This window comes from Salmonella sp. GDC200615, assembly GCF_050574145.1.
Classification (GTDB): domain Bacteria; phylum Pseudomonadota; class Gammaproteobacteria; order Enterobacterales; family Enterobacteriaceae; genus Salmonella; species Salmonella enterica.
Map to the genome: position 1 here is coordinate 4279696 of NZ_CP192247.1, position 13841 is coordinate 4293536.

Annotated in this window: 12 protein-coding genes; 9 read left to right on the forward strand and 3 right to left on the reverse strand. The window is 53.4% G+C overall.

Translation table 11 applies throughout. From position 1 onward, the window contains the following. The 3 genes from mreC to csrD form a co-directional block, all read right to left on the reverse strand. Positions 1-1053: a rod shape-determining protein MreC gene (gene mreC / locus ACQ29O_RS20755; RefSeq protein ID WP_000802538.1), complete on the reverse strand. Its 1053-nt coding sequence runs from the start codon at positions 1051-1053 to the stop codon at positions 1-3. Between the two features lie 64 nt (positions 1054-1117). Beyond that, positions 1118-2161, reverse strand: coding sequence for a rod shape-determining protein MreB (mreB, locus tag ACQ29O_RS20760; RefSeq protein ID WP_000913396.1), 1044 nt, complete (start codon positions 2159-2161; stop codon positions 1118-1120). Positions 2162-2468: 307 nt separating this feature from the next. After that, complete coding sequence (gene csrD, locus ACQ29O_RS20765; RefSeq protein WP_001241385.1) at positions 2469-4409, reverse strand: RNase E specificity factor CsrD; 1941 nt, start codon at positions 4407-4409, stop codon at positions 2469-2471. 203 nt (positions 4410-4612) lie between these two features. Here csrD and ACQ29O_RS20770 point away from each other — a divergent pair, with 203 nt between their 5' ends. From ACQ29O_RS20770 to dusB, 9 genes are all read left to right on the forward strand, one after another. Beyond that, positions 4613-5587 carry an MDR family oxidoreductase gene (locus ACQ29O_RS20770; RefSeq protein ID WP_001148247.1) on the forward strand — a complete coding sequence of 325 codons (975 nt, stop codon included), beginning with the start codon at positions 4613-4615 and terminating at the stop codon, positions 5585-5587. A 112-nt stretch (positions 5588-5699) separates the two neighbouring features. Next, positions 5700-6704 (forward strand): protein-methionine-sulfoxide reductase catalytic subunit MsrP, encoded by a 1005-nt coding sequence (gene msrP, locus ACQ29O_RS20775; RefSeq protein WP_000723872.1) that lies wholly within the window; start codon positions 5700-5702, stop codon positions 6702-6704. Next, a complete protein-coding gene (gene msrQ, locus ACQ29O_RS20780; RefSeq protein ID WP_001240053.1) occupies positions 6705-7304 on the forward strand; it encodes a protein-methionine-sulfoxide reductase heme-binding subunit MsrQ in 600 nt (199 codons plus the stop codon). A gap of 392 nt (positions 7305-7696) precedes the next feature. Beyond that, positions 7697-8167: an acetyl-CoA carboxylase biotin carboxyl carrier protein gene (gene accB / locus ACQ29O_RS20785; protein WP_000354626.1), complete on the forward strand. Its 471-nt coding sequence runs from the start codon at positions 7697-7699 to the stop codon at positions 8165-8167. 10 nt (positions 8168-8177) lie between these two features. Continuing rightward, entirely contained in the window at positions 8178-9527 is a 1350-nt protein-coding gene (gene accC / locus ACQ29O_RS20790; RefSeq protein ID WP_079917369.1) for an acetyl-CoA carboxylase biotin carboxylase subunit, read from the forward strand. Positions 9528-9635: 108 nt separating this feature from the next. After that, the gene (locus ACQ29O_RS20795; RefSeq protein ID WP_000340018.1) at positions 9636-9878 is read left to right on the forward strand and encodes a YhdT family protein; all 243 of its coding nucleotides are present in this window, start codon (positions 9636-9638) and stop codon (positions 9876-9878) included. Beyond that, the gene (panF, locus tag ACQ29O_RS20800; RefSeq protein WP_001175752.1) at positions 9868-11319 is read left to right on the forward strand and encodes a sodium/pantothenate symporter; all 1452 of its coding nucleotides are present in this window, start codon (positions 9868-9870) and stop codon (positions 11317-11319) included. Before ACQ29O_RS20795 ends, panF begins: the two co-directional genes overlap by 11 nt. A gap of 11 nt (positions 11320-11330) precedes the next feature. Then, a complete protein-coding gene (gene prmA, locus ACQ29O_RS20805) occupies positions 11331-12212 on the forward strand; it encodes a 50S ribosomal protein L11 methyltransferase (RefSeq protein WP_001145849.1) in 882 nt (293 codons plus the stop codon). A 660-nt stretch (positions 12213-12872) separates the two neighbouring features. Then, on the forward strand, positions 12873-13838 hold the full coding sequence (gene dusB / locus ACQ29O_RS20810) for a tRNA dihydrouridine synthase DusB (protein ID WP_001219665.1): 966 nt from the start codon (positions 12873-12875) through the stop codon (positions 13836-13838). Positions 13839-13841: the final 3 nt, after the last annotated feature.

The following is a 13841-nucleotide window of genomic DNA, read 5'->3' on the forward strand; positions in this document are numbered from 1 at the left end:
TTACCCTCCCGGCGCACGCGCAGGCGGCGTGGTCGCGCCCGAAGGCGATGGTTGCGTTGATACCGGCGCCGTCTGGCCCGCAGATGGCTGAGTAATCCCCGTCGCCGGGTCCGGCACTGGCGCCGGCGGCCCCATCGCATCCGGAGAAGGCAACACCTGCGGCATCATCTGCATCAGGCGCTCATTGGCGACGCGGTGAACCTCTTCCGGCGTCATCGGATTGGCGCCGTTACGATCGGCTCCCCACAACAGCAGCAGATAGCGTAAACGCTGCAAACCCGCGGTTGGACGTGCCTGAATGACGGTATAGGCGCGCTGAGTGTCCAGCTTGACGGAGGAGACCACCGCCACCGGATACCCTTCCGGGAAACGCCCACCAAGTCCGGACGTTACCAGCACATCGCCAACGCGAATATCGGTATTGGCGGGCAGATGTTCAAGCTGAAGATCGTCAGTGCAGCCGTTACCGGCGGCAATCACGCGGATGTCATTGCGCAGTACCTGAATCGGCAGCGCATGAGTCGCATCGCAAATCAGCAGTACGCGACTGGTCAGTTTCGCCACGGCGACAACCTGCCCTACGACGCCTTTGTCGCTAATGACCGGTTGACCTTCATATACGCCATTAACGCTGCCTTTATCGATAACGACCTGATCGCTGTAAGGATCGTTAACCGTTGAAATAACCTGAGTCACCATTTTCTGCTCGTCCTGACGCAGCGGCGACCCCAGCAGCTCGCGCAACCGCGCGTTCTCCTGTTTGTACTGCCCCAGCATCAGCAGGTCGCTGTTTTTTAGCAGTAATTCCTGGCGCAGCGCCCGATTTTCCAGCTCAAGCTGGTCGCGAGAAGCCAGCGTTTGCGACACGCTGTCGAGCAGTTCACGAGGGCCGTTTGAAATAAAATAGAAAGGACTGACGGCAGTGTCCATGTACGTTCGGATTTGACTGAACGTCCCCAGGCGGCTGTCGGCAATGATAACGCCGAGCGCCACCAGCACCGCCAGAATAAGGCGAATCTGTAGCGACGGGCCACGGCTAAAAATTGGCTTCATAGGCTATGCGTATTCTCGCGTCGGAGAGGCAGGACAATCCAGGGATAATCCTGCCCGTATCCAACTACTCTTCGCTGAACAGGTCGCCGCCGTGCATATCGATCATTTCCAGCGCCTTGCCGCCGCCGCGCGCCACACAGGTCAGCGGATCTTCAGCAACCACGACAGGAATGCCCGTCTCTTCCATTAACAGACGGTCAAGGTTACGCAACAGCGCGCCGCCGCCGGTGAGCACCATACCGCGCTCGGAGATGTCTGACGCCAGCTCCGGCGGACACTGTTCCAGCGCCACCATTACCGCGCTGACGATACCGGTCAACGGTTCCTGCAACGCTTCCAGAATCTCGTTTGAGTTCAGGGTAAAGCCGCGTGGAACGCCTTCCGCCAGGTTACGGCCACGCACTTCGATCTCGCGGACTTCGTCGCCCGGATAAGCGGAACCGATTTCGTGTTTAATACGTTCTGCGGTGGCTTCACCGATCAGAGAACCGTAGTTACGACGAACGTAATTAATGATGGCTTCGTCGAAGCGATCACCACCAATACGGACAGAAGAAGAGTAAACCACGCCGTTCAGGGAGATAACGGCAACTTCAGTGGTACCACCACCGATATCCACAACCATTGAACCGGTTGCTTCAGAAACTGGCAGACCTGCGCCGATCGCGGCCGCCATCGGCTCTTCGATCAAAAAGACTTCACGGGCGCCTGCGCCCTGAGCGGATTCACGAATTGCGCGGCGTTCTACCTGCGTCGCGCCGACCGGCACGCATACCAGTACGCGCGGGCTTGGGCGCATAAAGCTGTTGCTGTGCACTTGTTTAATAAAGTGCTGGAGCATTTTTTCAGTCACGAAGAAGTCAGCGATAACGCCGTCTTTCATCGGACGGATCGCAGCGATATTGCCCGGCGTACGGCCCAGCATCTGCTTCGCATCATGACCGACTGCAGCCACGCTTTTCGGCGAACCGGCACGATCCTGACGAATGGCCACAACGGAAGGCTCATTCAATACGATGCCTTGTCCTTTTACATAAATGAGGGTATTCGCGGTACCCAGGTCAATGGACAGGTCATTGGAAAACATGCCACGAAATTTTTTCAACATACTAAGGGATAATCCTGAAAGCTGGGGCGGAAAACAAAATCCGCTTACTTTACCAACCACACGCAGCAGCGACAAGGCGCAAAAATCATCTGCTACGGTGAAAATTAGTGCAGTTCGTTTCCTTTGTTACAAATCTCGGCCTGAGTCCCTCAGGGCTGAAAAAATCAGCAGCAATCCTCGCCTTCGTTTGCAACCTGTCAAAGGTCATTCACCTGCATATTTGCTGCAACAATCTGGCGAGCAGACAAGCACACCCCCATGAGGCGCAGCGCGCGTTATTCTACGTGAAAACAAATTAAACGGCAGGTTAAACCGAGTATCTTTGCGAATATTTTTTCACGTTTGTGTCAAGTAGTTGGGAGGAGGCAAAAAAATCACCCTGCCCGCCAGCCACGCCGCGTTTTGTCAGCGTCTGCCACTCGCCGCGCGAACGGACGCCCGTCGCGTAAACCTGCGTAGGCGTACCCGCGCAGGCCTCTACCAGACTTTGAACCAGAAGCTGGTTTTCCGTTCGCTTCTCAATGTTTCTGACCAGACTCGGATGCAGCTTGAGTAATTCCACATTGAGCGCTTTAATCCAGCTCGTGCTAACCAGCGTCAAACCCGCCTGTGTCACCGCCACCCGAACGCCAAGCGCATTGACTAAGCGAAGGATGGGTTGTAACCGACAGATGTGTTGACAAACATCTGCCTCCGCAAGTTCAATAATTATGCGATTTCGCTGTGATTTTTCACACTGCATTAACGTATCGCGCAACCAGCGCTGAAAACGCGGACGAATCAGCGACTCGACCGTCAACTGCATTGCCAGATTTTCATCCGGCCAGTAGCCCAGCAACGTAATCAGGCGGCTAATTTGTAATCTGTCATACTCTTCCGATAAACCAAATTGCAACACCATCGGCATATACTCCGCCGAGCTCACCTCTTCTTTACCGTCATAGATGCGACACATCAATTCCCGATGATGTACGCGACCTTCTCGCGTGACCGCCGGTTTTTGATAAAGTCGCGGTCCGCCCCGGTTCAGCATCTGCTCAATCAATGTGCGCCAGCGCACATTGCCGCGCCCTTTTTCCGGCAGCGTGTCGTCGTAGATAGCCCAGCTATTTCCCCCCTGCAGGGCGGCGTTCCGCGCCGCGGCTTCAGCATGTTCCATCACCTGCTCGGTGGACTGTCCGCTGCGCCAGGCGCAAATGCCGATATGTACCATATCGTCACGATCAAGCATTTTGTTAGCCGGTAGCGCATCGACAGCTTTTAAAAGTTGTCCGGCAATACTTTCCGCTTCTTTCAGCGTTCGATGCGGTAGCAGCACGGCAAAGTCGCTGCGGTGATAACGCGCCAGCAGCGAGCCTGGGTAACGCATAATAAATGTCGATAGCAGATTGATAAGCATAAACATCTGCTCTTCCGCCTGATTGCCTCCCAGGCTGTCGCGCAGAAGATTGAAGTCTGGCAAGCGGATCATCATCACCACGCCATGCACTCCCACTTTTTCCTGATCTTCCAGCAGCGTCGCCAGTTGGTTATCAAAGAACAGACGGTTACCGAGTCCGGTTTTGGTGTCTTGCGCGGCGTAGGAGCGAATGAGGGTGTCCAGGCGGCTACGCTGTTCGTGAGCAAACTGAATTTCGGAAAGCAATACATCAAGCGCGCTACTGGTGCGCGCTGGCCATTCGTAAACAGAACCGCGGACATTCGCCCCGCGTTCGCCGTTCAGAATACGCGTTGAGCGAATTTCCAGAAGCTCCTGCCCGGAAAGCTGCCGCTGCAGCCAGCGCACCGATAAAAACAAAATCAGAACGATAAAACCGATCGCCAGCGTTAGCGGCGCCGTGGTGATCAGTGAGTGAAAATAGTTACCCATCGGGTCCTGATAAGCCAGACGTAGCGACATTCCTGGATGTTTTATCAGCGGTACGACCAGCTCGCGATACATGTCGCTGGTGCCGGCTGGCCGATAACCTCTGGCACGAGAATGGCTGTAGACGCTGCGCTCCCCCTGCAACAGATCGACACGCACAATATCGGAAGCGATCATGAGTTCGTCGATTTGCGGCGTCAGCGAGACAATATCATGGGTCACCAGGTGCGTATCAATGGCTGTCGCCGTCGCCTGCACACGGCTGACATACTTATACTGTACGGAGTTATAAAAGCTTAGCGAGCAACCTATCAGAGTCACGAAGATCGTTAACCCCGTGAGCAGCGTGATAAAAGCTGAGAATTTCGTCGTTAATCGCATCCTTGAGTTAACTCCGACGGTTATAAACAGTATGAAAAAGCGAATCTGAAGGCGGAATTCGCCACGGCGCGCAATGAAGCAGGCATACTACCAAAATGGATCTATCTGGCAATTTATTGCGTTGCATCGGCATCACGTTTTAATTAGCGAGTATAGTCTTCGTAGCTATTTTTCCAATCTACCATGTAAAGTGAGGACAGGTTATGCAGGCGTTGATCTTAGAACAGCAGGACGGTAAAACCCTCGCATCCGTGCAACATCTCGAAGAGAGTCAACTGCCGGCAGGTGATGTGACGGTGGATGTCCACTGGTCCAGCCTGAATTATAAAGATGCTCTGGCTATCACCGGAAAAGGGAAAATTATCCGTCATTTTCCGATGATTCCTGGTATTGATTTCGCCGGCACCGTTCACGCAAGCGAAGATCCTCGCTTTCATGCAGGCCAGGAAGTACTACTGACTGGCTGGGGCGTGGGCGAAAACCACTGGGGCGGCCTGGCCGAACGCGCACGCGTTAAAGGCGACTGGCTGGTCGCGCTGCCTGCGGGACTGAGCAGCCGTAACGCCATGATCATCGGCACCGCCGGTTTTACCGCCATGCTGTGCGTCATGGCGCTTGAAGATGCAGGTATTCGCCCGCAAGACGGTGAGGTTGTCGTCACCGGTGCCAGCGGCGGCGTGGGCAGCACTGCCGTTGCATTACTGCATAAGCTGGGCTATCAGGTTGCAGCAGTATCAGGACGTGAAAGCACCTACGGCTATCTTAAGAGCCTGGGAGCTAACCGTATTCTCAGCCGCGATGAGTTTGCTGAATCTCGCCCGTTGGAAAAACAGCTATGGGCCGGTGCAATTGATACCGTTGGCGATAAAGTGCTGGCGAAAGTGCTGGCACAGATGAACTATGGCGGTTGCGTGGCCGCCTGCGGCCTGGCGGGCGGCTTCGCGCTGCCGACCACCGTTATGCCATTCATTCTGCGTAATGTGCGTTTGCAAGGGGTGGACTCGGTGATGACCCCACCGGCACGTCGCGCAGAAGCCTGGGCGCGTTTGGTTAAGGATCTGCCGGAATCGTTCTATGCTCAGGCCGCCACAGAGATTACGCTGGCGGATGCGCCGAAGTTCGCCGATGCCATCATCAATAATCAGGTTCAGGGCCGTACGCTGGTGAAGATAAAATAACGTCACGTATAAAAAAATTTACACTTAATTAACTATTTATTTTTACACATTGACACACTCCCTGTCATATTCACTACACGCCATGTTGTGGTGGGTAGACCGGGAGTCTGTGATGAAAAAGATACGTCCATTAACAGAAGCCGATGTGACTGCGGAATCGGCTTTTTTTATGCAGCGCCGACAGGTGCTAAAAGCATTAGGCATCAGCGCGGCCGCCTTATCCTTACCCTCAACGGCGCAGGCCGATCTCTTCAGTTGGTTTAAAGGCAACGATCGTCCGAAAGCGCCTGCCGGTAAACCGCTTGAGTTTAGTCAGCCTGCCGCCTGGCGAAGCGATTTAGCGTTAACGCCGGAAGATAAGGTGACGGGCTACAACAATTTCTATGAGTTTGGCCTTGATAAAGCCGACCCAGCGGCCAATGCCGGAAGTCTGAAAACCGAACCGTGGACGTTGAAAATCAGCGGGGAAGTCGCGAAGCCATTTACGCTGGATTATGACGATTTAACACATCGTTTCCCATTAGAAGAGCGTATCTATCGAATGCGCTGCGTCGAAGCGTGGTCCATGGTCGTGCCGTGGATTGGTTTCCCTTTATATAAGCTACTCGCGCAGGCACAGCCCACCAGCCACGCTAAATATGTGGCATTCGAAACGCTATACGCGCCGGATGATATGCCAGGACAGAAAGATCGTTTTATTGGCGGCGGACTGAAATACCCTTATGTCGAAGGGCTACGTCTGGACGAAGCCATGCATCCGCTGACTCTGATGACCGTTGGCGTCTATGGTAAGGCGTTACCCCCGCAAAACGGCGCGCCCATTCGACTCATCGTTCCATGGAAGTATGGTTTTAAAGGTATTAAATCTATTGTCAGCATTAAACTCACCCGCGAACGTCCGCTAACCACCTGGAATTTGTCGGCTCCCAACGAATATGGTTTTTACGCCAATGTGAACCCGCATGTGGATCATCCACGCTGGTCTCAGGCTACCGAACGCTTTATTGGTTCAGGCGGTATCCTCGATGTGCAAAGGCAGCCGACGCTGCTGTTTAACGGCTATGCCAATGAAGTCGCTTCGCTGTATCGCGGTCTCAATTTGCGGGAGAATTTTTAAGTGCGTCTGACAGCAAAACAGATAACCTGGCTAAAAGTTTGTCTGCATCTTGCCGGTTTTTTGCCGCTTCTGTGGCTCTTTTGGGCGATAAATCACGGTGGACTCAGCGCAGACCCGGTAAAGGATATCCAACACTTTACCGGCAGAACCGCGCTCAAATTTTTGCTCGCCACCTTGCTGGTTTCACCGCTGGCGCGCTACGCTAAACAGCCATTATTGATACGCACACGCCGCCTGTTGGGGTTATGGTGTTTCGTTTGGGCTACGCTGCATTTAACCAGCTATGCCTTACTGGAACTGGGGATACATAACCTGGCGTTGTTAGGAAGCGAGTTGATTTCACGCCCTTATTTGACGCTTGGGATCATTAGCTGGCTGGTGTTATTGGCGCTGACGTTGACCTCAACGCAATTTGCGCAGCGTAAATTGGGCAAACGCTGGCAAACACTGCATAACGTCGTCTATCTTGTCGCGATCCTGGCTCCCATACATTACCTGTGGTCGGTAAAGATTTTATCACCGCAACCGGTCATCTACGCGGCATTAGCGTTAGCCCTTTTAGCGTTGCGTTACCGGAAGTTTCGCCAGTGGTGGCGCTAGTTTGGTGAACTGTGCGGTCGATTGCAAAACGCAAAACAGGTAATGTCCTTTTTATGTTTCGGGTTGATTATCTTCCCTGATAAGACCAGTATTTAGCTGCCAATTGCGACGAAATAGTTATAATGTGCGACTTTACATTCCCCAACGGCGATTTTCGTTCGCAGAAAGGGTGACAATCGAGCAATGAAGGTATATTTTGTTTTTTGCCCGAAAATGGCAGAAGATAGCCACACAATGACTGGCAAATCATGAATTTCACCTTCGGGTGCTACGGCATAACAGGCAAATCAAAGATGCGCGGTATTTTACCCGCGGCAGTCATTCACATGCTTTACAGACGGCGCTAAAACGCCTGTCACAATCACACTAAACAAAGAGTACGGAACCCACTCATGGATATTCGTAAGATTAAAAAACTGATCGAGCTGGTTGAAGAATCAGGTATCTCCGAACTGGAAATTTCTGAAGGCGAAGAATCTGTTCGCATCAGCCGCACAACGGCAAACGCCGGTTTTCCGGTGATGCAGCAGGCTTATGCGGCGCCGATGATGCAGCAACCCGCTCTGTCTAACGCTGTCGCGCCAGCGGCTACTCCAGCAATGGAAGCGCCTGCCGCAGCGGAAATCAGTGGTCACATCGTACGCTCCCCAATGGTTGGTACTTTCTACCGCACCCCAAGCCCGGACGCGAAAGCGTTCATCGAAGTGGGCCAGAAAGTGAACGTGGGCGATACCCTGTGCATCGTTGAAGCCATGAAAATGATGAACCAGATCGAAGCTGACAAAGCAGGTACTGTGAAAGCGATTCTGGTCGAAAGTGGTCAACCGGTAGAATTTGACGAGCCACTGGTCGTCATCGAGTAACGAGGCGAACATGTTGGATAAAATTGTCATCGCCAACCGCGGCGAGATCGCACTACGTATTCTTCGAGCCTGTAAAGAACTCGGCATCAAGACCGTCGCTGTGCACTCAAGCGCGGATCGCGATTTAAAACACGTATTGCTGGCGGATGAGACGGTCTGTATTGGCCCGGCACCGTCCGTAAAAAGTTATCTGAACATCCCGGCTATCATTAGCGCCGCTGAAATCACCGGCGCGGTGGCAATCCACCCGGGTTACGGCTTCCTTTCTGAGAACGCCAATTTTGCCGAGCAGGTTGAACGCTCCGGCTTTATCTTTATCGGCCCGAAAGCGGACACCATCCGCCTGATGGGCGATAAAGTGTCCGCGATTACCGCGATGAAAAAAGCGGGCGTGCCGACCGTACCAGGATCTGACGGCCCGCTGGGCGACGATATGAATGCGAACCGCGCTCATGCCAAACGTATTGGCTATCCGGTGATCATCAAAGCGTCCGGCGGCGGCGGCGGCCGCGGTATGCGCGTGGTTCGTAGCGATGCTGAACTGGCGCAGTCCATCTCCATGACCAAAGCGGAAGCGAAAGCGGCTTTCAGCAACGACATGGTATACATGGAAAAATACCTGGAAAATCCACGCCACATCGAAATTCAGGTGCTGGCGGACGGCCAGGGCAACGCTATCTATCTGGCGGAACGCGACTGTTCCATGCAGCGTCGCCACCAGAAAGTGGTTGAAGAAGCCCCGGCGCTAGGCATTACGCCGGAACTGCGTCGCTATATCGGCGAACGCTGCGCGAAAGCGTGCGTAGACATCGGCTATCGCGGCGCAGGGACGTTCGAATTCCTGTTCGAAAACGGCGAGTTCTATTTCATCGAAATGAACACCCGTATTCAGGTTGAACACCCGGTGACTGAAATGATTACCGGCGTCGATTTGATCAAAGAGCAGTTGCGCATCGCGGCGGGTCAGCCGCTGTCGATCACACAGGACGAAGTTGTCGTTCGAGGCCATGCGGTAGAATGCCGTATCAATGCCGAAGATCCGAACACCTTCCTGCCAAGCCCAGGCAAAATCACGCGCTTCCATGCGCCTGGCGGCTTTGGCGTTCGCTGGGAATCTCATATCTACGCGGGCTACACGGTGCCGCCGTACTATGATTCCATGATCGGCAAACTCATCTGCTACGGTGAAAACCGCGACGTGGCGATTGCCCGTATGAAAAATGCCCTGCAGGAACTGATTATCGATGGTATCAAAACCAATATCGATCTGCAGACCCGCATCATGAATGACGAGCACTTCCAGCACGGTGGAACCAACATCCACTATCTGGAGAAAAAACTCGGTCTTCAGGAAAAGTAATCGCACGTTAATCTCAAAAGGCCGGTGAATCCGGCCTTTTTTATTTCTGGGGATAGCGATGCCCCATCATGTACAATTCCCGCTTTCTTCACCCATAAGGGACAAAAAATGGACGCTCGTTTTGTTCAGGCCCATAAAGAGGCGCGCTGGGCGCTGTGGCTGACCCTTTGCTATCTGGCGGCATGGTTAGTGGCTGCTTACTTACCTGGAGACTCGCCGGGAATTACCGGTCTGCCGCACTGGTTCGAGATGGCCTGCTTATTGACGCCGCTGGTCTTTATTTTGCTGTGCTGGGCGATGGTGAAATTCATTTATCGCGATATTTCGCTGGAGGATGACGATGCAGCTTGAGGTCATTCTACCGCTGGTAGCCTATCTGGTCGTGGTCTTCGGGGTCTCGATTTACGCTATGCGCAAGCGTACCGCCGGCACTTTTTTAAACGAATATTTTCTTGGCAGCCGTTCGATGGGCGGGATCGTGCTCGCGATGACGCTTACCGCCACCTATATTAGCGCCAGTTCATTTATCAGCGGTCCCGGCGCGGCTTATAAATACGGTCTGGGCTGGGTCTTGCTGGCGATGATCCAGCTTCCCGCCGTCTGGCTTTCACTGGGTATTCTGGGTAAAAAATTCGCTATCCTGGCGCGTCGCTATAATGCCGTCACGCTTAACGATATGCTATTCGCGCGTTACCAAAGCCGCCTGCTGGTGTGGTTGGCAAGCCTGAGTTTATTGGTCGCGTTTATTGGCGCAATGACCGTACAATTTATCGGCGGCGCGCGACTGCTGGAAACCGCGGCGGGAATTCCCTACGAAACCGGCCTGCTAATATTTGGCGTCAGTATCGCACTCTATACGGCGTTTGGCGGCTTTCGCGCCAGCGTACTTAACGATACGCTACAGGGCCTGGTGATGCTGGTCGGCACGATAGTGCTGCTGGTGGGCGTGATCCATGCGGCGGGCGGTCTAAGTCAGGCCGTTGACACGCTGCACGCTCTCGACCCCAAACTGGTAACGCCGCAGGGCGCCGATGACATACTTTCTCCCGCCTTTATGACCTCTTTTTGGGTACTGGTCTGTTTTGGTGTGATTGGCCTGCCGCATACGGCGGTGCGCTGCATCTCCTATAAAGACAGTAAAGCGGTACACCGGGGCATTATTATCGGTACGATTGTCGTGGCGATTTTAATGTTCGGGATGCACCTTGCCGGCGCGCTGGGTCGCGCGGTGCTTCCGGATCTGACGGTGCCGGATCTGGTGATCCCAACGCTAATGGTGAAAGTTTTGCCGCCGTTTGCTGCCGGGATCTTCCTCGCTGCGCCAATGGCGGCGATCATGTCAACAATTAACGCCCAACTGCTGCAAAGTTCCGCGACGATCATTAAAGATCTCTATCTCAACCTGCGCCCCGATCAGATGCAAAATGAGATCCGGCTGAAGCGTATGTCGGCAGCGATTACATTACTGCTAGGCGCGCTGTTGCTGCTGGCCGCATGGAAACCGCCAGAGATGATCATTTGGCTCAACCTGCTGGCGTTTGGCGGCCTGGAAGCGGTGTTCTTATGGCCGCTGGTATTGGGCCTTTACTGGGAGCGGGCAAACGCGGCAGGCGCATTAAGCGCCATGATCGTGGGCGGCGTGCTATATGCCCTGCTTGCCACATTTAATATTCAGTACCTGGGCTTTCATCCGATTGTGCCCGCGTTACTGTTAAGTTTATTGGCTTTTCTGATCGGAAACCGATTCGGCTCTTCCGCTTCGCAAGCCACCGTATTGTCTACTGATAAATAAAGAGTTTTGCCATGCCATGGATCCAATTGAAACTGAATACCACCGGCGCGAATGCTGAAGAGCTGAGTGATGCGCTGATGGAAGCGGGCGCCGTTTCCATTACCTTTCAGGATACGCACGATACGCCGGTTTTTGAGCCGTTGCCGGGCGAAACCCGTCTGTGGGGCGATACCGATGTGATCGGTCTGTTCGACGCCGAAACCGACATGAAAGACGTTGTCGCGATTCTGGAGCAACATCCGCTGCTGGGTGCCGGATTTGCCCATAAAATCGAACAACTGGAAGATAAAGACTGGGAACGCGAATGGATGGATAATTTCCATCCGATGCGTTTTGGCGAGCGTCTGTGGATTTGTCCCAGCTGGCGTGACATTCCGGACGAGAATGCCGTCAACGTGATGCTCGACCCGGGACTGGCGTTCGGTACGGGTACGCACCCCACCACCTCTTTATGTCTGCAATGGCTGGACGGGCTCGATCTCAACGGCAAAACCGTGATCGACTTTGGCTGCGGTTCAGGCATTCTGGCGATTGCCGCGCTGAAACTGGGAGCGGCAAAGGCGATTGGTATTGATATCGATCCGCAAGCTATTCAGGCCAGTCGCGATAATGCTGAACGCAACGGCGTGTCTGACCGGCTGGAGCTGTACCTGCCGAAAGACCAGCCAGAAGCCATGAAAGCCGACGTGGTCGTCGCTAACATCCTGGCAGGCCCATTACGCGAACTGGCCCCGTTAATCAGCGTACTGCCCGTTGAAGGCGGTCTGCTGGGGCTTTCAGGTATTCTCGCCAGCCAGGCGGAAAGCGTCTGCGATGCTTACGCCGAGCTTTTCACTCTCGACCCGGTCGTCGAAAAAGAAGAATGGTGCCGCATTACTGGCCGTAAGAAATAATTCTTGTCAGCGTGGTCGCCCGGCCACGCTTTTCTCCACACAACTGCCTTAACGCCTTTCAGGCACCGAGACATCATTAAATTCATCAAATGAATGCCTGAAATAACTTCTTTGTCACTATCCGTCTGGATAAACAGCTGCTACCAGCGGACAAAAGATACTGGCGTTTTAACGGGTCGCAGCCATCGCCCTCGTACTTAGTAATGCTGTCCGGGTTGTTCTGCAGCATCCGCTAACCCTCTCTTCAGCGCAGCTGGAAAAATTTATCCGTGCCATTCATGAACACAAAAGCGCATCTGTGCGCCCCCTTCCGACTGGCAATGGAGAAAAATCACGCGCAGCGGGAAGTGATCTTGTCCTGAAACGAGACGGCGATCCCATTCATTTGGGGTAATTAGCTTATAAAAAAAGCAGATTATTCCGCTTATCTTGTTTCTGGACGAAGAAATAGAGAGAAGTTACGGGAATTTGTAAGCGCGTACAAAACCGCCGACAATAAATAACCCTATGATTTTACTGAATTATAAATTTATTTTGCTGTTTTTAAGCACGATTCATTGATCTACAACAGTGGATTGTTCAAAGTTTGGCCTTTCATCTCGTGCAAAAAATGCGTAATATACGCCGCCTTGCAGTCACAGTATGGTCATTTCTTAACTCATGCGCATCGGACAATATCAGCTCAGAAATCGCCTGATCGCAGCGCCCATGGCTGGCATTACTGACAGACCTTTCCGGACGCTGTGCTATGAGATGGGAGCAGGATTGACAGTATCCGAGATGATGTCTTCTAACCCGCAAGTGTGGGAAAGCGATAAATCTCGTTTACGGATGGTGCACGTTGATGAGCCAGGAATTCGCACGGTGCAAATTGCCGGTAGCGACCCTGTTGAGATGGCCGATGCCGCACGTATTAACGTGGAAAGCGGCGCCCAGATTATTGATATCAATATGGGGTGCCCGGCGAAGAAAGTGAATCGTAAGCTGGCAGGTTCAGCCCTCTTGCAGTACCCGGATTTAGTGAAGTCTATACTCATCGGGGTCGTAAACGCAGTGGACGTTCCTGTGACTCTCAAGATTCGCACCGGCTGGGCGCCGGAACACCGTAACTGCGTAGAGATTGCCCAACTGGCTGAAGATTGTGGTATTCAGGCTCTGACCATCCATGGCCGCACCCGCGCCTGTTTGTTCAACGGAGAAGCTGAATACGACAGTATTCGGGCAGTTAAGCAGAAAGTTTCCATTCCGATTATCGCGAATGGCGACATTACTAACCCGCATAAAGCCAGAGCTGTTCTCGACTATACAGGGGCGGATGCCCTGATGATAGGCCGCGCAGCTCAGGGAAGACCCTGGATCTTTCGGGAAATCCAGCATTATCTGGACACTGGGGAGCTGCTTCCGCCGCTGCCGCTGGCAAAGGTAAAGCGCTTGCTTTGCACGCATGTTCGGGAACTGCATGACTTTTACGGTCAGGCAAAAGGGTACCGAATCGCGCGTAAACACGTCTCCTGGTATCTCCAGGAGCACGCTCCAGACGACCAGTTTCGGCGCACATTCAACGCTATTGAGGACGCCAGCGAACAGCTGGAGGCGTTGGAGGCATACTTCGAAAATTTTGCGTAAACA